Consider the following 21,289-nt stretch of genomic DNA (forward strand, 5'->3'; position numbering starts at 1 on the left):
CCGGAAATCAGGCTCCCATACTTTCGCATACGACATCCACTGTATCGAGAAGGTATGAAAGCGACGATTTCTTCCATTGAGGCCATCCTGGTCGACCTGCCCACCATCCGGGCCCATCAACTGGCCATGGCCACCATGCAGCAGCAGACGCTGGTGATCGTGCGGCTGCGCTGCAGCGACGGCATCGAAGGCATCGGCGAGGCCACCACCATTGGTGGCCTTTCCTATGGCGATGAAAGCCCCGAAGGCATCAAGCTGGCGATCGACACTTACCTGGCGCCTGCGCTGGCCGGCGAAGATGCGACCAATGTCCATGCCGCCATGGCACGCCTGAACAAGATCGCGCGCGGCAATCGCTTTGCCAAGTCGGCTCTGGAGACAGCGCTGCTTGATGCGCAAGGCAAACGCCTCGGCGTGCCGCTCGCCACGCTGCTCGGCGGCGCCGTGCGCGCCACGCTCCCTGTCCTGTGGACGCTGGCCAGCGGTGATACGGCACGCGATATCGACGAAGCCGAGCGCCTGCTGGCCGAACGTCGTCACAACACGTTCAAGCTCAAGATCGGCCGGCGCAGCGTGCGTGATGACGTGGCGCATGTGTCCGCCATCAAGCGCGCGCTGGCTGACCGTGCACGCGTGACGGTGGATATCAACCAGGCGTGGAACGAGGCCGATGCCGCGGGTGGTATTGCCATGCTCGAAGCCGCTGGCATCGACCTGATCGAGCAACCCACGCCGCGTGAGCAACGTACGGCGCTGGCCCGTCTGGCGGCGCGCTTCGTCGTGCCGATCATGGCGGATGAAGCGGTATGTGGCCCAGAAGATGCCATGGAACTCGCGCGCATCGGCGGTGCCGATGTGTTCGCGCTGAAGATCGCGAAATCGGGCGGCATCTTCGGCATGCTGCGCACGGCAGCGGTTGGCGATGCCGCGGGTATCGCGCTATACGGCGGTACGATGCTGGAAGGCAGCGTGGGCACCATCGCTGCCGCGCACGGCTTCTGCACGCTGCCGCAACTTGCGTGGGGCACAGAGTTGTTCGGCCCGCTGCTGCTCAAGGACGATGTAGTCGTGCAGCGGCCCGAATATCGCGATTTCAGCCTGCACCTGCCCGCAGGCCCGGGACTGGGCCTCGCGCTCGATGAAGACAAGCTCGCGCACTACCGTCGCGCGTGAGCCAGCGGTAGTGTCCGTTCAGGGCACTACCGACAGGAACAGGTAGGCGGCCAGGATCACAAGGTGCACGACACCTTGCAGGATCGTGGTTCGGCCCCTGCCCAGCGTGAGCGACGACACCACCAGCGTCAGCATCAGCAGCACCGTTTCCTTGGCGCCGAGTCCGAGTTCGAGCGGTTGCCCGATCCAGATGAAGACTGCCGCCACGGCCGGAATGGTCAGGCCGATGCTGGCCAGTGCGGAGCCGAGCGCGAGGTTCAGGCTCGTCTGGAGCCGGTCCGCTCGCGCCGCGCGCAACGCGGCCAGGCCTTCGGGCAGCAGCACCATGGCCGCGATGATGATTCCGACCACCGCGGCGGGCGCGCCGGCACGCAACACGGCGGCCTCCACCGACGGCGACAGCAGCTTGGCCAGACCGACGACGAGCACCAGGCAGACCACCAGCAGCAAACCGCTGATCGCAGCCACACGGCCAGGCGGGGGCGGGGCGTGGACGTTCTCGTCCGAGCTGCCTTCCGCAAGGAAATAGTCGCGGTGGCGCACGGTCTGCACGAACACGAACGAGCCATACAGCACGAGCGACATCACGCCGGCAAAGCCAAGTTGCGCGGGCGTGAGCACCGGGCCCGGCGAACTGCTGGTGTAGTTGGGCAGCACCATGGTCAGCACCAGCAGCGCAGCCAGCACGGCCATGGCGGCATTTGCGCCCGGTGCCTGGAACACCTGCTCGCGATGGTGCAGCCCGCCGACGAACAGGCATAGACCGACGATGCCATTGCAGATCAGCATGACCGCGGCGAACACCGTGTCACGCGCAAGGCCGGCTTTCTCAGGCCCGGATGACAGCATTACGGAGACGATCAACGCAACCTCGATCACGGTCACCGCAATGGCGAGCACCAGCGTGCCGAACGGTTCTCCGACCTTATGGGCGACCACTTCCGCATGATGTACGGCGGCGAACACCGCGCCGGCCAGCGCGGGCGCCATCAGCATGATCAGCCAGCCCTGGGTGGGCAAGCCAAGTCCGGCGGCGAGAATCGCCGCCGCGGCAAGCGGGGCCCACACGGTCCACGCCGGCAGCTTGTTGGAAGTCAGTGCCATCCCTGTTTTTTCCTTTCTAGTTTTATGTGGCCGCCGGGCGGCGGCATCGAGACGTGCGGGTGATTGATGCCCGGCACGAAGCAGAAGGGTGGCTGGCGCCGCATATAACGACGACAGCACTGGTATGGCAAGCCAAAGGACATTCAGTTCCCCGAGATTGTGCGAACTTGAATGGAATTCGCCGTGGTTCGGGTCTGATTTCCGGGGCTAGGTGCCTGCAGGCGTGGAGGAATCGTCTTTTTCGGCGGCGCGAGGAGGTGCTGCATCCCGCAATGCGGGGTGGTTGCGCGCAATCCAGCGGGCGGCTGCGAGCAATGCGATGAGGCAGGCGACGAAATAGGCGCCGTAAGCGACGACGTGCTGCATTTCCTGACCCTGTTCTTTTTGATTTTTTTGAACGGCTCTTGGGGCCGGTAAGGGCGGAGTATGGGCAGCATTCGTTACGTCGGACATCCCTCTTTAGGTGGGGGACGGATGGAGAGGTTACGCCGCTGGGCCGCATGGCCTGGCATGCGTGGCTGTTGCCGCCAAGAGCGATAGCCCGATCTCGCCCGCTTTCCAACTGCACCAAGAATAAAAAAGCCCTCGGCCGGGGTGGTCGAGGGCTTTAAGTGGTGGAGGCGTACCCGTTAACCGCCCCGCTTCCGAGTGTACCTCCCGAAGCCATGCTCAAAATGAGCCATTCCCACCGACTGTCGCGCTACAACGACGGTTAATCCAACCGATCACATTTCGCATTCCCCACACGCCACTTGACGCCGTAAACGTGTCGCATGCGATATGCGCGCGCGCGCCCATAGACCCGTTGCTTGCGCGACACGCTCCTACCGCATTTCCTCTTGAAAAAACTGCGACACAATCTGCCGCGTCGTCGGGCTCGTCTCGATGTCGCCGAGTTTGTCGTGAGGGAGCCACTGCAGGCACTTGATCTCTTGCCCTGGCTTGGGCCGTGCGGAGCTACCGATGGCAGCAGTGAAGACGTGATGCACCGTGGTTGCACCGATGAACTGGAACGCGCCGACCAGCTTGGCGTCAAGCGCTGTTTCCTGCTGCAGTTCGCGCCGCGCGGTTTGCTCTGGGGATTCCTGCTTGCCCGGACGGCCGCCGGGCAATGCCCATCGCACCCCATCCTTGGAAACGAGCAGCACGTGACCGTGCCGGATGCACACGATCGTGGACCGGACCTTGGGTTTCAGCGGTTGCATGTCAGCTCCCTGCAATAGCGCGGCGGTATCGCCTGCCGCGTGGTGCGCCGATGGAAGCGCGCTCCGTCTTCTTATTGCTGGCTTGGCGTTGCCTGCCGGGACAGGCGAACGCCATCCAGGCCGCACGCTTTTCGTTCTGATCAAGCTCGTAAGTGGGCGGAGCACGATGGTACCCGCGTATGGCCACTACCTGTCAATCGGCATCCGCACCCAGCATCTGGCGTGCCAGGCTCCGGCTGTCGGTTGCCGACATGCGCGGCTCGCGTCCGGCATGCATCTTGATTGGACACTGCGCATCTTTGCCAAGGATATCCACTCATGCCCAAACGCGCTGAGACGCATAGCGAAGCCGTACCGGCACGCGAGGAAGTCAACGCATGCCGGCGTTGCCCGTTGTGGCACGACGCTACGCAAGGCGTGCCGGGAGCCGGCCCCACCAGCGCGAAGCTGATGCTCGTCGGCGAGCAGCCGGGCAATGAGGAGGATCTGCAGGGCGAACCCTTCGTCGGGCCTGCCGGCCGCCTGCTGAGCGAGGCGCTGGAGCGCGCGGGACTGGAGCGCCATGACGTCTATCTGACCAATGCCGTCAAGCATTTCAAGTTCCAGTTGCGCGGCAAGCGGCGCCTGCACAAGACGCCGGGCCAGCTCGAGGTCGAAGCGTGCGGTATCTGGCTCGAACAGGAGATCAGGGCCGTCGAGCCCACCGTGATCGTTGCGCTCGGCGCGACGGCCACCGGCGCGGTGCTCGGCAAGAAGCGCGTGGCGCTGTCGACGCTGATGGACGCGCCGGTCGAACGGGAAGGGCGGATCGTCGTGGCGACCTACCATCCGTCGTTCGTGCTGCGGCAGCGTAGCGAAGAAGGCCGCCATGCCGCATTCGAACGCATCGTGGCCAGCCTGCGGCAGGCCGTGCGCCTCGCGGGTGCCGGGCGCAGGCGGTAATTCTTTCCATGGCGGACTGCAATTGCCCTTCGGCCTTACGAACCCGTCGCCCTGATTGCGTGCCGCTGTCGAGATCGCTGCGGACGGGCATGGTCGTTGCAATGCACATCCGTGCCTCGAGCCGCCCCAAGTGACGGTGACGGCGATCCGACGACCAGACAAAGCGCAGGCAAAGCGCAGACATGGAGAACCAGATGGCCACCCACTTGCAAACGCAGCGTACGCAGCATAGGCGGCAAGCTGCCACGCCCACCTCGTCGCTGCGGCTGCGCGACGTGATGACCGCCAATCCCCAGTACATCACGCCTGACTGCACACTGCAGGAAGCCGCAAAACTCATGGACGACCTCAATGTCGGCACGCTACCCGTGTGCGTCGACGGACAGTTGCGCGGGATGGTGACGGACCGCGACATCACGTGCCGGTGCATCGCCGTGGGCAAGGACCCGCAGACCCGGATCGTCGACGCAATGTCCGAGCGGCCGCTGTGGTGCCGCGATGACGACACCATCGACGATGCGCTCGCAAAGATGGCCGAACGGCAGATTCGCCGTGTGCCCGTGATCGACAAGGACGACAGGCTGGTCGGCATTGTGTCGCTCGGCGATATCGCGACCAAGTCCGGCGACATCGCCAAGGCCGGCGATACGCTGACCGAGGTCTCGAACCCGTCCGAGCCGGACCGCTGATAGCGCCCGGGCTAATCGAATCCCTGAAAGCGGGAATGCCGGGAATAACGCCTCGCGTCTCGCGCCGGAGGATCGCAGGCGAGCTGTGGCGCGCGATCTGGCGGTTTCGCACACGCGTGCTCGTTGCCGTGGCGCTGCTGCTGCTGGCGAAGGCGGCGGTGGTGGCGGTGCCGCTCGTCCTCAAGCTGATCGTCGACGAACTCACGCCGATCCAGTCGCTGGTCGGCGCGGCGCCGGTCGGGCATGCCGGCTCGGTCACGCGCCTCGTCGTGACGATGCCAGCGTACCTGGTGCTCGCCTACGCCGTATTGCGCCTGCTTGGCAACGCGTTCAACGAACTGCGCGACGTGGTCTTCGCCAGCGTCGCACAGAATACCGTCGCCAGCTTCATGGCCCGCACTTTCGCGCATCTGCACAAGCTCGGCGCAAGGTTCCATGCGCGGCGCGAAACCGGCGGCGTGATCCGCGACCTGGAGAAAGGCACCGCCGCAATCGGCTTCCTGCTGGGGGTGTCGGTCTTTACCATCGTGCCGACGTTGCTGGAGATAGGCTCGGTGCTCATCATCATGGTCGCAGGCTATGGCGCGGGCTTCGCGCTGATCATCGTCATGGTGTTCGCGCTCTACACGATCTGCACGGTGCTGCTCGCGCGGCGGCGCATGCGCGTGCAGCGCGAAGTCAACCGCGTGGAGGCGAAGACCAACAGCAAGGTGGTTGACAGCCTGCTGAATTACGACACCGTCAAGTACTTCGCGCGCGAGTCGTTCGAGTCGGAGCGGCTCGGCGGCCTGCTCGGCCGCTGGACCGACATCAGCGTGGAAAACCAGTATGCGTTGTCCACGCTGCATATCGCGCAGAGTGCCTGCATTGCCGTCGGCGTGGCCGGCGTCATGCTCCTTGGCGTGGACAAGGTCCTGCATGGGACGCTGACGGTCGGCGACCTGGTCCTGATCAACGCGTACATCATCCAGGTCGTGCTGCCGCTCAATACGCTGGGCTTCATCTTCCGCGAATCGAACGACGCCATGACCAATGTCGAACGGCTGTTTGCGCTGCTTGACGCGAAAGGTCGCGCCGGCGAGGACGACGATGCCCCAGGCGCGTCGCCATTGCGGGTCAATACCGGCACCATTGCGTTCGAGCACGTCAACTTCAGCTATGACCCAAGCCGCCAGACGTTATGGGATGTGAGCTTCCAGGTCGGGGCCGGACAGACCGTGGCTGTGGTCGGCGGTAGCGGGTCGGGAAAATCGACGCTGGCGCGGCTGCTGTTCCGGCTCTACCAGCCGGATTCCGGCCGAATCCTCATCGACGGGCAGGACCTGCGGCTCGTCACGCAGCGCAGCCTGCGCGAACGGGTCGGCATCGTGCCGCAGGACACCATCCTGTTCAACGACACGATCGCCTACAACATCGCCTACGGGCGCGAAGGCGCGACGCGTGCCGACGTGGTGGACGCCGCGCGTGCCGCGCAGCTCGATACCCTCGTCGACCGCTTGCCCGACGGCTACGACACCATGGTTGGCGAGCGGGGCGTGAGGCTTTCCGGCGGCGAGCGGCAGCGCGTGGCCATTGCCCGCGCCATGCTGAAGAAGCCGCCGATCATCGTGTTCGATGAAGCGACTTCGGCGCTCGACACGCGCACGGAACGCGCGATCCAGCAGGAGCTTGCGGAAGTGTCGAAGGGCCGTACTGCGTTCATCATCGCGCACCGTTTGTCGACGATTGCCGAGGCCGACCACATCCTCGTCATGGAACACGGCCGTGTCGTGGAAGCCGGCACGCACCAGGGCCTGCTCGCACGCGGCGGCGTGTATGCGCAAATGTGGCGGCTGCAGCAGCAGCAGCGCGAACTCGAACGCACGGAAGAACGCCTGGCCATGCAGCCGATCCGGCTCGAGACGCTGGTGGCGGGCGTGGTCGATGGGCTGCGCGACATCATCGCCGAGCGCAATGTCCATCTGTTCACGATCATCGGCGAGACGGAGCTTCGTGTCACCGGCGATCCCGGTGTGCTGCAGCAGGGCATCTGGCAACTGTGCGAGAGCGTGATCGACAGCATGGACGAAGGCGGGCGGATCGAGTTGCGGCTCGATCGCCTCAATGGTGATGCGGCGCTGACATTGACGGCGACGCAGCCGGCCGAAGGGCGTCGCGTACCACCTGCGGATATCCAGCAGCTCCAGGGTCGGCTGGCCGAGGCGGGCGTGACGCTGACCGGCGACGCCGGCCGCCAGGCCTGGAGCTTCCGCATGCCGATGCGGCCGGTCCGCGAAGCTGTCGCGCCGCCGTTGCCATCGCCCGCGGATTACCCGGAGCCGGGACCACAGGCCCTGCGCGACTTGTGTGTGCTGGTGCTGGATGATGATGGCTCGACGCGCGAAGTCCTCGTCGAAGCCCTGGAGGATCTCGGCGCCCGCGCCTTCGCGTTCGGCTACGGCAAGGACCTGTTGCACGAGTTGTCACGCACGTCGCACGCAAATTGGCCCAATGTGCTGCTGTGCGATATCGCGCTCGACGAGGAAGACGGCTACACGGTGCTGCGCGAGGTGCGGCGGCTGGAAAGCGAGCGCCAGGTGCCGTTGCTGCGGCGGCTCACCGCCATCGCGCTGTCGGGACATGCGCAGCCGCAGGATCGCATCCGCGCGATGATGGCCGGCTTCCAGGTTCACCTGCCGAAGCCGGTCCGCATGGCTGAGCTGATCGCGGCGATTCAGGCGCACACCGCGCAACGGTCGGAGGTGCCAGAGCGCTAACGTTCGTGATGATGGCGCGCGCTGCGCACCAGCCGCAGCGCCGACACGACATGGCGCGGCACTACCTGACGTTCCTGCAGCACCCAGCGCATGCCGCGCAGCAGATCCATCCAGTCGTCGCGCTCCAGCTCCTTGGCCAGCGCCGGCAGTGCGGCGAGCGTTTCTGTCATGGCCATGGTTGCCGGCAGGCACAGCCATGCCGACCATACCGCGTTGCGCGCGAGCATGGCCCGGCGCTGCTGCGCATCGCGCGCCGCGCTCGGATAGTGATGCACGATCAGATCCGGCGCGTAGACGAGCGACCACCCGCGCGCGGCGAGCCGCAATGACAGCAGCGTTTCTTCGCCACCGATGAAGAAGCGCGGATCGTAGCCGCCCGCTTCCATATAGGCCGAGATACGGAACGCCGTGGCGCCGGCCATGATCCCCAGGATCATTCGTCCCGGCAAGCCGGCCGATGGCAGCGGGCTATGCGACATCGCCGTGCTGGTCGGATCTTCGCGCTGCGAATGGCCGACTAGGATACGGGCCGTCAGCGAGGCGATTTCGGGATTGGCGTCGAACATTGCGCAGGCGCGCGTGAGCGCACCGGCCTGCCACCAGCAATCGTCGTCGCAAAAGGCCACGTATGGCGTACTCGCCCACGCCGCACCGACGTTGCGGCCCGCGGCGCCGAGATTGGTGCGGCAGGGCAGGCAGGCCACCTCGGGGAATTGTTCCGCGAGCATGGCGCACGTGCCGTCGGTCGAGCCATTGTCGACCACGGCGACGCGCGGATGCTCCGGCAGCGCGCTGAGCTGGTGGAGCGTATGCGCGAGCGTATCGCGCCGGTTGTGGGTGAGGACCACCACGCTGATGCCGGGATGGGTCACGTCTGGCTCCGTCCCGCAAACGCCAGCGACCAGTAGCGCTCCGGTGCGCCGATATCGGCAATCTGGGAGGCGCTGAACAGCGGCAGCTGGCTCACATAGGCCTTTACCGCCTCCATCTTGCGCGGCAGAAATGGCGCGGTGGCAAAGTAGACCGGCGTTGCGATCAGGCCTTCCTGCCGCCACGCTGCAAGCTGGCTCTGCACGAGCCCGGGTAATCGGCGATAGATCGCGTCTTCATAGAACAGCCACTGCTGGGGCTCGGCACCGGTGTCGTCGCTGTCGTGGTCGCCCGCCATGGCCAGTGCGGGCCGGCACAACGACAGACTGGCCGCATGCGTGAGGATGTGGTCGCTGTGGAACAGGCCCATTGGCGCGATCACGGTGCGGCTTTCCTGCAGGATCTGGCAGACCCGAATACGCTCGGCCACCGCTTCGATCGTGTAGGGGTGCCGGTACTGGCTGTCCAGCAGGTCCAGCCACAGCGGGTGGCCGCCGAGCTGTCCGAGCGCGCGCGCGTCTTCATGGCGGCGCGACAGCACGGCCTCGCGCGCACTGCCGAAGCCGGCGGCGCGGTCCCATTCCGGCGGCTCCATATCCGGCGACGGAAGGCCCGCGAAGACGGTCAGCACGTTGGGGTTCCTGACGGCAGCGATCAGGCACCCGCAGCTGAAGACCGCGTCGTCGAGGTGCGGGGAGAGGATCGTCATCCGCTCCGGAGCATGGGAAGTCGGCATCGTTCCTTGGAAGGCTTGAAGGCTTCAGGAGACGTCGGGAGCGGGCGATGGCTGTGGCGCCTGCCGCGATGCTTCCGCGGACTTCGCCAGTGGCGCGGCGCGATTGGCGGCCTTCTGCCGCCGCGCGCGTTCGGCCCGACGCGAGACGAAATACGCCACTGTCAGCCGCAGGCCCTCCGTCAAGGTTGTCGCCGGGTTCCACTGCAGCAACGTGCGTGCCAGTGTGATGTCGGGGCAGCGCTGGCGCGGATCGTCCTCCGGCAGCGGGCGCGTCTCGATGGCCGAAGCCGACCCGGTCGCCTGCAGGATCTCGTTCGCGATTGCATGCATCGTGCATTCGCACGGGTTGCCGAGATTCACGGGCGTTGCCGCGGCGTCGGACTCCATCAACCGCATCAGTCCGTCGACGAGATCATCGACAAAGCAGAACGAACGCGTCTGCGACCCGTCACCGTAGAGCGTCAGCGGCTCGCCATCCAGCGCCTGCGAAATGAAGTTCGACACTACGCGTCCGTCGGCCGGATGCATGCGCGGCCCGTAGGTGTTGAAAATGCGTGCAATACGCACATCGACGCCGTGCTGGCGGTGGTAATCCATGAACAGCGTTTCGGCGCAGCGCTTGCCCTCGTCGTAGCAGGCGCGCCGCCCGACAGGGTTGACATGGCCCCAGTAGCTTTCGCGCTGCGGATGGTTGTCCGGGTCGCCGTAGACCTCGCTGGTGGATGCCTGCAGGATGCGCGCTTTCACCCGCTTGGCCAGTCCGAGCATGTTGATCGCGCCATGCACGCTGGTCTTGGTGGTCTGCACCGGATCGCTCTGGTAGTGGACGGGCGATGCCGGGCACGCGAGGTTGTAGATCTGGTCCACCTCGACATAAAGCGGGAACGTCACGTCGTGGCGCAGCAGCTCGAAATTGTAGAGAGGCAACAGGTGGGAGATGTTCTCCTTCGAGCCCGTGTAGAAATTATCAACACAAAGTACATCGTGGCCGAGTTCGACCAGGCGCTCGCTCAGGTGCGAACCCAGAAACCCGGCACCTCCGGTTACCAGGACGCGCTTGCGATCGGCTTCCCGCATGGCTGGCTCCTTGTTGTTACGTTCAGGCCGCGACCCGGCGTGCCGGGCGCTCGGCACGCATGACGCGCGCGTAGACCTGTTCCATGGTTCGCGCGACGCTCATCCACGTGTAGTTCGCATGCGCACGCTGCAAGCCGGCCGCACCCATGCGGCGGGCCAGTGCCCTGTCCCGGGCGAGCCGGGCAAGGCGGTCCGCCAGGGCTTCGGGCGCGTGCGGCGGTACCAGGTAGCCGGTTTCGCCATCGACCACGGTGGAGCGGATGCCACCTACATCCGCGCCGACGACCGGCACGCCGCAGGCCATTGCCTCGACCGGCGTGATGCCGAACGGCTCGTACCAGGGCGTGGTAACGAAGACATCCGATGCGCTATAGAAGTGGCAGAGCTCCGAGCGCCTGCGCCGGCCCACGAAGGTGACGCAGTCCGACACGCCGGCCTCGTCGGCAACGCCCTGCAGGCGCCCGATCTCGGGCGTCGCTTCCACGCTGGGCTGTTCGGCATTGCCGCCGACGACATACAAACGGGCCGGGATACGAAAGTCGCGCCGCAGGTGGCCGATCGCGCGGATGACGTTGTCGATACCCTTGCGCGGCACCAGCCTGCCCAGCTGAAGCACCGTGAAGACATCGGCATCCCAGTCGAGCGCCCGCCGCGCCTCGGCGCCGTCGAGCGGCGCGAATTCTTCTTCATCGAACCCGCACGGGACGATGTCGATACGCTCCGGGTCGCCACCGTACAGCGTGGCCAGGTCGTCCAGGTCCTGCGGGCACTCAGCCACCACGCGGTCGGCATGGCGCACGAGTTCGTCTTCGATCTCGAAACGGTTATCCGGAAAGCCGTCGGCGCTGCCCTGATGCAGCCGGCGCACCTTGCCGAGCGCATGGAACGTCATGACCAGCGGGATATCGAGCACCTCGCGCGCGCGCATGGCGGCCACGCCCGACATGAAGAAGTTGGCGTGCAGCACGTCATACCCGATCGCGTCGCGGCGCATGAAGTCGACCATGAAGTCGCCGAACGCCGGCATGAAGGACAGCAACTGTTCCTTCGGCACGAATACCGCAGGCCCGGCCGGCACATGCACGACGCGCACATTGGGCGCGAACGCCACAACGTCCGGCAGCAGGGCCTTGTCACGGCGCGTGAACACGTCTACCAGATAGCCGCTCTTGCCGAGTTGCCGCGCCAGGTGCGCGACGTAGACGTTCTGTCCACCGCTGTCGACGCTTCCGACGCTCGCCAGTGGCGAGGCATGTTCACTGATCATGGCAATGCGCTGCATGGCGGGCTCCCGTCGGGTATGGCATCGGTAGCCCGCTTCTGCAGCATGCATGCCAGAGGTGGCGCCATGTCGCAGTGGAGTTTTTTTTCAGCCGGCACGGAACCGATGGACAAGCGTTATAGCGATTCTCGCGTTCCCGGCCTTGCCGTCGGCATGCCGGGGCGCCCCCTGCACCAGGTTGAAGTTCGGGGCCGCGATTTCTACCACCGGCTTGTAGAAGCGTCTCTGCTCACCGCGCGCTGGGGCCAGCCCATGGGCACGGACGTTGCGTGAATGGGGCCCCGCCTTCCGGACAGGAGATCCCCATGAGTTCCCGTTTCGCCGACGCCGAGTCAGCTCGGCGCGCTGTTGCCCTGGCGTTGCCGATGCTGACCGCGAGCCTTGCCGACCGTGATGTGGGCGAGAGCCGCTGCATGCATATCGTCGTGATGGACCCGTGCCGGCCCTGCGGCGCCAGCACGTTCGAGGAAGCCATCCTCTACGAACATTCGCTGCCGTCGCGTGATCGCTGGGATGCCGACTACGCCTACTATGCGCGCGAAAAAGCGCGTGTTGCCTGGCGCACGGGTATCGACTCCGGCATCGTGGCCACGCAATCGCCGCACCGGTTCGTAGCGGGCGACATTCTTCTTGCCGGCGGCATCGTGCTCGACGGGATCGTCGTGGCCGTCAGCGGCGCCAATGGCTGGTATGACGAGGCCTTCGCGCGCTGTGTTGCCGCGCTGTTGCGTGCGGCGGCCATCGGTCGCATGGAAGCGTCACGCAAGACATAGGCGCCAGGCCACGCGGCAGGGCCATGCCGCACTGGCATGCATTTCGCTGTGCTGACGCTGACCGGCCGCCCGGGGCGGCCCTGTTTTGACCTTCGGATCGGAGAGACCACATGTCGGGTAACGACCCTCAACTGGAAGGCAAGCGGTTCCTTGTCAGCGGTGGCGGCCGCGGGCTTGGCGGCGAGATCTGCCGCATGCTCGGCGAAGCCGGCGCAAGCGTGATCGTTGCGGACCTTGACCTGTCGCGCGCCACAGAGTGCGCGGCGTCGCTCGACCAGACCGGCGTCAAGGCGCACGCGGTCGGCGTGGATGTGTCCGACGCGCAGGCCGTGGACCGGTTGTTCAAAGAGATCGGGCGCGCAGGCGGACAACTGGCCGGGCGCATCGACGGCATCATCAACAACGCGGCCATCGACATCACCCTGCCCGTGGAGGAGGTCGATACGGAGCAATGGCGGCGCGTGCTGATGGTCAATCTCTATGGCCCGTACCTGCTGGTCCATGCCGCCGTGCCGCTGATGAAGGCGCAGGGCGGCGGGCACATTGTCAATATCGCGTCGACGGCGTCCAAGCGCGCATGGCCGAATGCGTCCGCCTATCACGCGACCAAGTGGGGCGTGCTGGGCTTCTCGCATGCCTTGCATGCGGAACTGCGTCCGCATCGGATCAAAGTGTCGGCCATCGTGGCGGGCGGCATGCGTACGCCGTTCCTGCTCGACCGCTTCCCCGACATCGACACGTCCACGCTGCAGGACCCGGCCAATGTCGCGCGCGCCGTGCGCTTCGTGCTGACCCAGCCCGAAGAGACGGTCATCCCCGAGGTGATGGTGCTCCCGATGAAGGAGACCTCATGGCCCTGAACCGACCGGCGCGCGGCGCGGTGCTGCTCGACAAGGACGGCACGCTGCTCAGGAACGTGCCCTATAACGTGGATCCCCACCACATGCAACTGGCGGACACCGCCGGCGACGCACTGCGCATACTGGGCGCGACAGGCCGGCCGCTGGTGGTGGTCAGCAATCAGCCCGGCGTCGCGCTCGGCGGCTTTCAGGAGAGCGCGCTGCAAGCGGTGCACCGCAGGCTGGCCGAGCTGTTCCGCCTGCACGGGGCCCGTCTGTCGGGCTTCTTCTACTGTCCGCACCATCCGGATGGCGCGGTCGCGCAGTACGCGGTGCCGTGCAGTTGCCGCAAGCCGTCGCCTGGCATGCTGCAGGCGGCGTCATCGGTGCTCGGCTTCGATCTGCGCACGTCATGGATGATCGGCGATATCCTCGACGACATCGAGGCAGGGCGGCGCGTGGGCTGCAACACCATCCTTGTCGACTGCGGTGGCGAAACCGAATGGGTTACCGGGGCATGGCGCACGCCGGACTTCATCGTGCCGACGCTCGGACAGGCCGCGCAGATCGTGGCGGGCGAGCCTGTGGCCGCCTGCGCACCCTTCGTGGCGGGGCAAGCATGACGACATGGGATCGCGCACGCCGGATCCTGTGTGTCCGGCTCGACAATATGGGCGATGTCCTGATGACCACGCCCGCGATGCAGGCCCTTGCCGAAGCAGCACCGGGGCGGCGCCTGACCTTGCTGACCTCGGCCGCATCGGCCCGGCTCGCTCCGCACCTGCCGATGATCGACGACGTGATCGGCTGGAATGCGCCGTGGGTACGCCATGCCGACACGCCCTCGGCAGCCGAAGCCGCGCGCCAGTTGCGCGCGTGTGCGGCGCAACTGGCCAGCGACCGCTACGACGGCGCCGTGATCTTTACCGTGTACACCCAGAGCGCGCTGCCAGCAGCCATGCTATGCACGCTCGCCCGGGTTCCGCTGCGGCTCGCGCATTGCCGCGAAAACCCTTACGCGCTGCTGAGCCACTGGGCCAAGGAGACCGATCCGGGCGGACAGCCGCGCCACGAGGCCCGGCGCCAGCTCGATCTTGTGGCGCAGATTGGCGCGCACACGGCGGATTCGCGTCTGCGTTTTGCCGTGCACGATGCGGACCGCGCCGCATTGGCGGTACGGCTCGCGGCGCTGCCGGCGCATGCGCCGGCAAAAGCGAGGATCGTGCTTCACCCGGGCGCAACGGCGCCATCGCGCCGCTGGCCCGCCGAACACTTTGCCGCAGTCGCGGGGCAACTGGCGCGGGACACGGGCGCGCAGGTGTTCGTGACCGGATCGGACACGGAACGCGATCTCGTGGACGGCGTATGCCGGGCGGCGGGACACCCCGATGTCGTGCCGCTCGCCGGCATGCTGCCGCTGGGCGAATTCGGGGCACTGCTCGAAATCGCCGACCTGCTGGTATCGAACAACAGTGGGCCCGTGCATATCGCGGCGGCGCTTGGCACACCGGTCGTCGACCTGTACGCGCTGACCAATCCGCAGCATACGCCGTGGCAGGTGCCGCACCGCACGCTGTTCGAGGACGTGCCGTGCCGCTATTGCTACAAGAGCACGTGCCCGCAGGGCCATCACCGCTGCCTGCGCGGCGTCAGCCCGCCGGTTGTGGTGGCTGCGGCGCAGGCGCTGCTCGTCGGCGAGCCGGCAACCGAATGCCGGATGCCATGGCTGCCGAAATCGGAATCGGAATCGGAATCGGAATCGGAATCGGAAACGGAAACGGAACCCGAACGCGAACCAGCCGGCGAACCGGAAAGCAAGCCGGTGTCGACCGTAGAGGAGAGCACGCATGTACACGCTTGGCATTAACGCCGCCTACCACGATTCCGCCGCCTGTCTCGTACGCGACGGCGAGGTGATTGCCGCCGCCGAAGACGAACGCTTTACGCACATCAAGCACGGCAAGCGGCCGGTCCCGTTCAGCACGTGGGAGCTGCCTTACCACGCGATCGACTACTGCCTGGCCGAGGCCGGCATGACGCTCGCCGGCGTGGACCATATCGCGTACTCGTACGATCCGGCCTTGCTGCTGGGCGAGCAGCAAGGCGACGAAACGCTGGCGTTGCCACTGGAGCCTTCGCGTGCCGGGGCGGCCGGCGTGCCGGCAGCGCCATGGGAGCCGCTGTTCCTGTCGTATATCGTCAATGCGCCGCGGCAACTGGCTTCCGGCGCACCGCATCATCTGCAGGCGCGCTTCCAGGGCGTGCGGCACGATGGGCCGTTCCGCTGGCATTTCGTCGAACACCATATGGCGCACGAGGCCAGCGCCTTCCTCGCGGCGCCGTTCGAGCGCTGCGCGGTGCTGACCATGGACGGGCGCGGCGAGCGCGCGACGACCAGCTATGGCGTGTTCGACGGCAAGGCCTACCGGCGCATCCGGCAGATCGACCTGCCCGATTCGCTCGGGCTGCTGTATGAGCGCATCACGCGGCATCTGGGCTTTTTGCACTCGTCCGACGAGTACAAGGTCATGGCGCTTGCGTCGTACGGCAAGCCTGCCTATCTCGACGTCTTCCGCAAGATGGTTACCACGGACGGCGCCGGGGGATACCAGGTAGCCGACACGGACCTCGACGCCGTGCTTGGGCCACCGCGCGTACGCGGCAGTGCCATGGCCGGCCGGCATTTCGATATTGCGCGGTCCTTGCAACAGGTGCTCGAGGAAACCGTGGTCGGCATGGCGACGTGGCTTGCGCAGGCGTCCGGGGAGCTCTGCCTGGCCATGGCCGGTGGCGTCGCGCTGAACTGCGTGATGAACGCGCGCGTGCGCGACCAGAGCCCGTTCGATGCCGTGTGGGTGCAGCCCGCCGCCGGAGACGCGGGCACGGCGCTCGGTGCGGCGCTGTGGGTGGATTTCGAACAGCGCGGGAAACCGCAACGGCGCTGGCATATGGACCATGCCTATCTCGGCCCCGCGTATGAAGACGACGAGATCGCGGCATTCCTTGACTGGGCCAAGCTGCCGTACACGCGTCTGGACAATGTCGCGGAGTCGACCGCGGCACTGCTCGCGCAGAACAAGATCATCGGATGGTTCCAGGGCCGCATGGAATTTGGCCCGCGTGCCCTGGGTGCGCGTTCGATCCTGGCGTCGCCGATCGATGCAGGCATGCAGCAACGCCTGAACCAGATCAAGGATCGCGAGGACTTCCGGCCGGTGGCGCCCGTCGTCATGCAGGAACGCATGGGCGAGTGGTTCGATGCTCACAAGCCCGGCGACGGCACGGCGCCTTTCATGCTGTTCATCTATGACGTAAAGCCAGAGAAGGCCGCGAGCATTCCGGCGGTCACGCACGTCGATGGCACCGCCCGCGTGCAGACCATCCGCCGGGACCAGAACGCTGCGTACTACGATGTGCTGGCCGCGTTCGAACGCCGCACGGGCGTGCCGATCCTGGTCAATACGTCGTTCAACACGCGCGGCGAGCCGATCGTCTGCACGCCGCGCGATGCGGTCGAGTGCTTCTGGACGTCGCCGCTCGATGCGCTGGTGATCGGCTCGTTCCTGCTCGAAAAGCCGGCGGTGCCCGCGGCGGCCAAGGCCGCGACGCAGGCCTCGACGGGAGAGATGGCCGATGCGAGCGTCTGACCCGGCCGTTTCGGTCGTCATTCCGACCTACCGGCGTCCCGACCTGCTGGAGCGGTGCCTGCGCGCGCTGTGCGCACAGGATATCGACGGCGGCGCGTTCGAGGTCATTGTGTGCGATGACGGCTGCGAGCCGCATATTGCAAAGCTTGTCGAAGCGCTGGCCGCCGAGCATCCGCACAGGGTGTTGCGCTATGTTGCGGTATCGCGTACGCAGGGTCCCGCAGGCGCACGCAATGCCGGCGCCTGGCGTTCCCGCGCCGGCATCGTGGCATTTACCGATGACGATACGATCCCCACCCCCGCCTGGGTGCGCGAAGGCTGCCGCGCGCTGGCCGCCATGCCGGCCTGGAGCGCCGCGTCAGGACGCACACTGGTTCCGACCCCGGCACGGCCGACCGACCACGAACGCGACACCGCGGGGCTTTCCACCGCGGAATTCGTCACCGCCAACTGCTTCGTGCGCCGCAAGGCGCTGGTGAGCATCGGCGGCTTTGATGAACGCTTTACGCGCGCGTGGCGAGAGGACTCGGACCTGCAGTTCCGGCTGGAGCAGGAAGTCGGGCCTGTTGGCCGCGCACCGGATGCGGTGGTCGTCCATCCGGTCCGTCCGGCGCCGTGGGGCAGCAGCATTGCGGCGCAGGCCAAGGTCTATTTCGATGCGCTGCTGTACAAGAAGCACCCGGCGCTCTACCGCACGCGGATCCGCCGCTTCCCGCCGTGGCAGTACTACCTGATCGGCCTGGCCGTGGTCGTGGCGGTGGCGGCCGCGCTGGCCGGTGCCTGGCGGGTCGCGGGTGCGGCTGCGCTGCTGTGGTCCGTATTGACAGCCTGGTTCTGCGCACGCCGCCTGCGTGGCGCCGCCCTGACGCCATCACACGTTGCCGAAATGGTCGTCACGTCGATCCTGATTCCGCCGTTATCACTGTACTGGCGCTTGCGCGGCGCGCTGGCCTTCCAGACGAGGTTCTTATGAATGCGCCGCTGCTGTTACGGAACGTGGGACGAGGCGAAAGCACGGAATCCGGGGCAGTGCCGCCCGCAGTGCTGCCGCCGGTGCAGCCATCGCCGACAACGCTCCAGGCGCCGGACCACGCCGCGCGCCGCCGCATCGCGGTGTTCCGCGCGCTGCAGCTCGGCGACATGCTGTGTGCGGTTCCGGCGCTGCGCGCGTTGCGCGAAGGCGAGCCGGACGCGCATATCACGCTGATCGGCCTGCCGTGGGTGCGCGACTTCGCCAGCCGCTTCGGCAGCCTGATCGATGACGTGATGGTCTTCCCCGGCGCACCAGGCTTCCCGGAGCGGCCCTACGACGCGGCAGCGCTGGCGGCTTTCCATGCGGAGGCCCGCGCGCGGCGGTTTGACCTTGCCATCCAGCTGCACGGCAGCGGCACGTTGAGCAATGACGTCGTGCGGCAACTTGGGGCCCGGACGATCGCGGGCTTCTGCCCCACCTCTGCGGAGGCCGCGCTGGCGAACGAGCACGAACGCCTGCTGCCATGGCCCGGCGGCAACGAGATCGAACGCCTTCTGGGCCTGATGCGGGCGCTGGGCTACCCGGTCGTTGACGCGCATCTCGCGTTTCCGTTGCGGCCGCAGGACCATGCCGGCTGGCAACGTCTTGCCGAACTGCACGGGCTGGTGGGCGGCGAGTACATCTGCGTGCATCCCGGCGCGCGGATGCTTTCGCGCCGCTGGCCCGTGGAGCGCTTTGCGGACGTTGCGCTGCGGCTGCGCAAGCGCTGGAGGATTGTGGTGACAGGAGCGCCGGACGAAATCATGCTCACGCACCGCCTTTGCGAGCTGATCGGTGGAGACGTAGTGAATCTGACGGCCGCCACGCCGCTGGGCGAACTGGCCGCGCTGATCGCGCATGCGCGGCTGCTGCTGTGCAACGATACCGGGCCATCGCATATCGCCGCGGCGCTGGATACGCCGAGCGTCGTGGTTTCATGCGGCGGCGACAGCGATCGCTGGGCGCCATTGGATGCCACGCTGCACCACGTGCTGGCTTCCTATCCGCCGTGCCGGCCCTGCAACTGGCAGAAGTGCCCGATCCGGCACGAGTGCGCGACCGCCATCACCGTCGACGCGGTGGAAGCCGAGGCGCTGAGCCTGGCTTCGCGGGGCCACGATCATGCCTAGGCGCCTGCGTATCCTCACGTGGCACGTTCACGGCAACTACATGTATTACCTGTCGCAGGTACCGCACGAGTTCTTCCTGGTGACGCGTCCGGGCTATCCGCCCGGCTATGCGGGCGTGGGCGGCTCGCTGCCATGGGGAACGAACGTGCATGAAGTGCCGTGGGAGCGGGTCGCGGCCACGGAGTTCGACTGCGTGCTTTACCAGCACCGCAGCCATTACGAGCTTGACCGGCAGACGCTGCTGACGCCGGTGCAGCGCAGCCTGCCGGCGATCTACCTTGAGCACGACCCGCCGCAAGAGCATCCGACCAACACGCGGCACCCGGTGCAGGATCCGGACGTGTTGCTCGTGCATGTCACGCCATTCAATGCGCTGATGTGGGACAACGGCGTGACGCCCACGCGCGTGATCGACCACGGCGTGGTGGTGGACCCGCATGTGCGGTACACCGGCGCGCTCGCGCGCGGCATCAGCGTCGTCAACAATCTGGGCCGGCGTGGCCGCAGGCTGGGCGCCGATGTCTTTGCCGACGTGCGGCGCCTCGTTCCGCTAGATCTCGTCGGCATGGAAGCCGAGGCATCGGGCGGGCTCGGCGAGATTCCCAACGACGAACTGGCGGCGTTCATGGCGCGATACCGGTTTTTCTTCCACCCGATCCGCTACACCAGCCTCGGCCTTGCCCTGGTGGAGGCAATGATGATCGGCATGCCGGTCGTGGGGCTGGCGACGACAGAACTCTCCACGGTGATCCGCAATGGCACCAATGGCTATATCGATACGCGCACGGACAGCCTGGTCGAAGTCATGCGGGCGCTAATCGAAGAGCCGGTGCTGGCGGCCCGCTGGGGGCAGGCCGCGGCGCGCACCGCGCGCGAGCGCTTCGGCATTGGCCGCTTCGTATCGGACTGGCAAGCGGCGTTCCGGGCAGTGGCCGGCTGACGGGAAGCGCCGTGCAGATGTCTGCAACTTTTCCCGATACCGATGTAAATCGCACGGCAGGGCCGGCCAGACGTGGCGCTGCGAGCGCGCATAGCAAGGACGGTACGGAACTTGCTGCGACGGCGTAACACACGGGCCCGCGCATCGACGCCAGGCCCGGATTCCACCCATGCATAACCGGAGCCATCGATGAACCAAGGCGAATACGGGGACCGTCGCCGCTATGGCGCGACGCAAGAGGACTGGCCAGACAACCCGGACGATCGGGACGATTACGTGGCGCGCAGGCAACGCATGTTCGCCAGCAACCGGGACAATGGCGCACCGCATTGGCAGGCAGGAAGCCGGCAGCCGCCGGACAGCTGGTCTACGTCGCCCGAGACGCGGCATGGCTATCAGGGCGAGCGTGGGCCGCAGCAGCGGGGCGCACGCGGCGAAGGGCAACAGCCGGACCGCCACTGGTCCGAGGCTGCGTATGGCGAAGGCCGCTATGGCCAGTACGGGGAAGCGCGCTATCCCCGCAATCCGCAGAATCGCGGCGGACGCGACGACGGTCCGGAGCGACGCGCCGCTGCGGCCCGGCACGATCCCGAACGCAATTTCCACGGAGACTGGCACCAGGGCGGCGAGCCACGCTACCGCAACGAACTGGCGCGGGAAACGCGCACGCTGCGCGACGAGTGGGGAACCGGACGCGGCCCCACCGGCGAATGGCAGGGCGAAAGCGGCTACATCCCGTTCGCCGGCCGCGGGCCACAGTGGGAACCGCTGGACTTCGGGCAGCCGGAGCATGTTACGACCCGCCATCATCGGCCGACCGGCCCCAAGGGCTATCAGCGGTCTGACGCACGTATTCAGGACGATGTGTGCGAACGGCTGGCCCACAGCCATTTCGACGTGCACGACATCGAGGTCTCGGTGGCCGGCGGCATCGTGACGCTGAGCGGGCAGGTCAGGGAGCGCGGTCAGAAGTACCGCCTCGAAGAGATTGCCGATGGGGTGTTTGGCGTGCGCGATGTCGACAACCAGGTCCGCGTGGGACGCACGCAGGCACAGCACCAATCGACGCAGGAAAAGACGGAAAAGGGCACGAAGGATTCGCCATGAACCGCGC

Annotated in this window: 20 protein-coding genes; 13 read left to right on the forward strand and 7 right to left on the reverse strand. The window is 66.6% G+C overall.

Annotated elements, in window-relative coordinates; translation table 11 throughout:
* The first annotated feature begins 54 nt into the window (after positions 1-54).
* Complete coding sequence (locus ACIGJG_RS27295) at positions 55-1,173, forward strand: muconate/chloromuconate family cycloisomerase (protein WP_483673387.1); 1,119 nt, start codon at positions 55-57, stop codon at positions 1,171-1,173.
* 18 nt (positions 1,174-1,191) lie between these two features.
* Here ACIGJG_RS27295 and ACIGJG_RS27300 read toward each other — a convergent pair whose 3' ends face one another.
* The 3 genes from ACIGJG_RS27300 to ACIGJG_RS27310 form a co-directional block, all read right to left on the reverse strand.
* Positions 1,192-2,277, reverse strand: a complete 1,086-nt coding sequence (locus ACIGJG_RS27300; RefSeq protein ID WP_011300517.1) for a calcium:cation antiporter — start codon at positions 2,275-2,277, stop codon at positions 1,192-1,194.
* 207 nt (positions 2,278-2,484) lie between these two features.
* Positions 2,485-2,643 (reverse strand): hypothetical protein, encoded by a 159-nt coding sequence (locus ACIGJG_RS27305; RefSeq protein ID WP_166487083.1) that lies wholly within the window; start codon positions 2,641-2,643, stop codon positions 2,485-2,487.
* A gap of 458 nt (positions 2,644-3,101) precedes the next feature.
* Positions 3,102-3,482: an NUDIX domain-containing protein gene (locus ACIGJG_RS27310; RefSeq protein ID WP_011300515.1), complete on the reverse strand. Its 381-nt coding sequence runs from the start codon at positions 3,480-3,482 to the stop codon at positions 3,102-3,104.
* 318 nt (positions 3,483-3,800) lie between these two features.
* On the opposite strand from ACIGJG_RS27310, the gene ACIGJG_RS27315 reads away from it, so the two are divergent.
* From ACIGJG_RS27315 to ACIGJG_RS27325, 3 genes are all read left to right on the forward strand, one after another.
* A complete protein-coding gene (locus ACIGJG_RS27315) occupies positions 3,801-4,424 on the forward strand; it encodes a UdgX family uracil-DNA binding protein (protein ID WP_011300514.1) in 624 nt (207 codons plus the stop codon).
* Between the two features lie 194 nt (positions 4,425-4,618).
* A complete protein-coding gene (locus ACIGJG_RS27320) occupies positions 4,619-5,113 on the forward strand; it encodes a CBS domain-containing protein (RefSeq protein WP_483673388.1) in 495 nt (164 codons plus the stop codon).
* A gap of 35 nt (positions 5,114-5,148) precedes the next feature.
* Positions 5,149-7,869 carry an ATP-binding cassette domain-containing protein gene (locus ACIGJG_RS27325; RefSeq protein WP_011300512.1) on the forward strand — a complete coding sequence of 907 codons (2,721 nt, stop codon included), beginning with the start codon at positions 5,149-5,151 and terminating at the stop codon, positions 7,867-7,869.
* Here ACIGJG_RS27325 and ACIGJG_RS27330 read toward each other — a convergent pair.
* Genes ACIGJG_RS27330 through ACIGJG_RS27345 form a run of 4 tightly spaced genes read right to left on the reverse strand, consistent with a single transcriptional unit; the run spans position 7,866 to position 11,834 of the window.
* Positions 7,866-8,741, reverse strand: a complete 876-nt coding sequence (locus ACIGJG_RS27330) for a glycosyltransferase family 2 protein (RefSeq protein WP_011300511.1) — start codon at positions 8,739-8,741, stop codon at positions 7,866-7,868. The two genes, ACIGJG_RS27325 and ACIGJG_RS27330, sit on opposite strands and share 4 nt — an antisense overlap.
* Positions 8,738-9,448, reverse strand: a complete 711-nt coding sequence (locus ACIGJG_RS27335) for a PIG-L deacetylase family protein (RefSeq protein ID WP_235679798.1) — start codon at positions 9,446-9,448, stop codon at positions 8,738-8,740. The genes ACIGJG_RS27330 and ACIGJG_RS27335 overlap by 4 nt, the downstream gene beginning before the upstream one ends.
* A 51-nt stretch (positions 9,449-9,499) precedes the next feature.
* Positions 9,500-10,552, reverse strand: coding sequence for a UDP-glucuronic acid decarboxylase family protein (locus tag ACIGJG_RS27340; RefSeq protein ID WP_483673389.1), 1,053 nt, complete (start codon positions 10,550-10,552; stop codon positions 9,500-9,502).
* 22 nt (positions 10,553-10,574) lie between these two features.
* Positions 10,575-11,834, reverse strand: a complete 1,260-nt coding sequence (locus ACIGJG_RS27345; protein ID WP_483673391.1) for a glycosyltransferase family 4 protein — start codon at positions 11,832-11,834, stop codon at positions 10,575-10,577.
* 305 nt (positions 11,835-12,139) lie between these two features.
* On the opposite strand from ACIGJG_RS27345, the gene ACIGJG_RS27350 reads away from it, so the two are divergent.
* From ACIGJG_RS27350 to ACIGJG_RS27390, 9 genes are all read left to right on the forward strand, one after another.
* Positions 12,140-12,607 (forward strand): heme-degrading domain-containing protein, encoded by a 468-nt coding sequence (locus ACIGJG_RS27350; protein ID WP_011300507.1) that lies wholly within the window; start codon positions 12,140-12,142, stop codon positions 12,605-12,607.
* 110 nt (positions 12,608-12,717) lie between these two features.
* Entirely contained in the window at positions 12,718-13,467 is a 750-nt protein-coding gene (locus tag ACIGJG_RS27355) for an SDR family oxidoreductase (protein WP_483673393.1), read from the forward strand.
* Entirely contained in the window at positions 13,458-14,069 is a 612-nt protein-coding gene (locus tag ACIGJG_RS27360) for a D-glycero-alpha-D-manno-heptose-1,7-bisphosphate 7-phosphatase (RefSeq protein ID WP_011300505.1), read from the forward strand. Before ACIGJG_RS27355 ends, ACIGJG_RS27360 begins: the two co-directional genes overlap by 10 nt.
* On the forward strand, positions 14,066-15,313 hold the full coding sequence (gene waaF / locus ACIGJG_RS27365; protein ID WP_483673395.1) for a lipopolysaccharide heptosyltransferase II: 1,248 nt from the start codon (positions 14,066-14,068) through the stop codon (positions 15,311-15,313). The genes ACIGJG_RS27360 and waaF overlap by 4 nt, the downstream gene beginning before the upstream one ends.
* The gene (locus ACIGJG_RS27370; RefSeq protein WP_483673397.1) at positions 15,294-17,093 is read left to right on the forward strand and encodes a carbamoyltransferase family protein; all 1,800 of its coding nucleotides are present in this window, start codon (positions 15,294-15,296) and stop codon (positions 17,091-17,093) included. Before waaF ends, ACIGJG_RS27370 begins: the two co-directional genes overlap by 20 nt.
* On the forward strand, positions 17,080-18,066 hold the full coding sequence (locus ACIGJG_RS27375) for a glycosyltransferase family 2 protein (protein ID WP_011300502.1): 987 nt from the start codon (positions 17,080-17,082) through the stop codon (positions 18,064-18,066). The genes ACIGJG_RS27370 and ACIGJG_RS27375 overlap by 14 nt, the downstream gene beginning before the upstream one ends.
* Positions 18,063-19,235 (forward strand): glycosyltransferase family 9 protein, encoded by a 1,173-nt coding sequence (locus ACIGJG_RS27380; protein WP_011300501.1) that lies wholly within the window; start codon positions 18,063-18,065, stop codon positions 19,233-19,235. The genes ACIGJG_RS27375 and ACIGJG_RS27380 overlap by 4 nt, the downstream gene beginning before the upstream one ends.
* Entirely contained in the window at positions 19,225-20,175 is a 951-nt protein-coding gene (locus ACIGJG_RS27385; RefSeq protein ID WP_483674050.1) for a glycosyltransferase family 4 protein, read from the forward strand. The genes ACIGJG_RS27380 and ACIGJG_RS27385 overlap by 11 nt, the downstream gene beginning before the upstream one ends.
* Positions 20,176-20,364: 189 nt before the next feature.
* A complete protein-coding gene (locus ACIGJG_RS27390) occupies positions 20,365-21,282 on the forward strand; it encodes a BON domain-containing protein (RefSeq protein ID WP_483673398.1) in 918 nt (305 codons plus the stop codon).
* The last annotated feature ends 7 nt before the right edge of the window (positions 21,283-21,289 follow it).

This window comes from Cupriavidus sp. C1SS-2L (assembly GCF_057073735.1).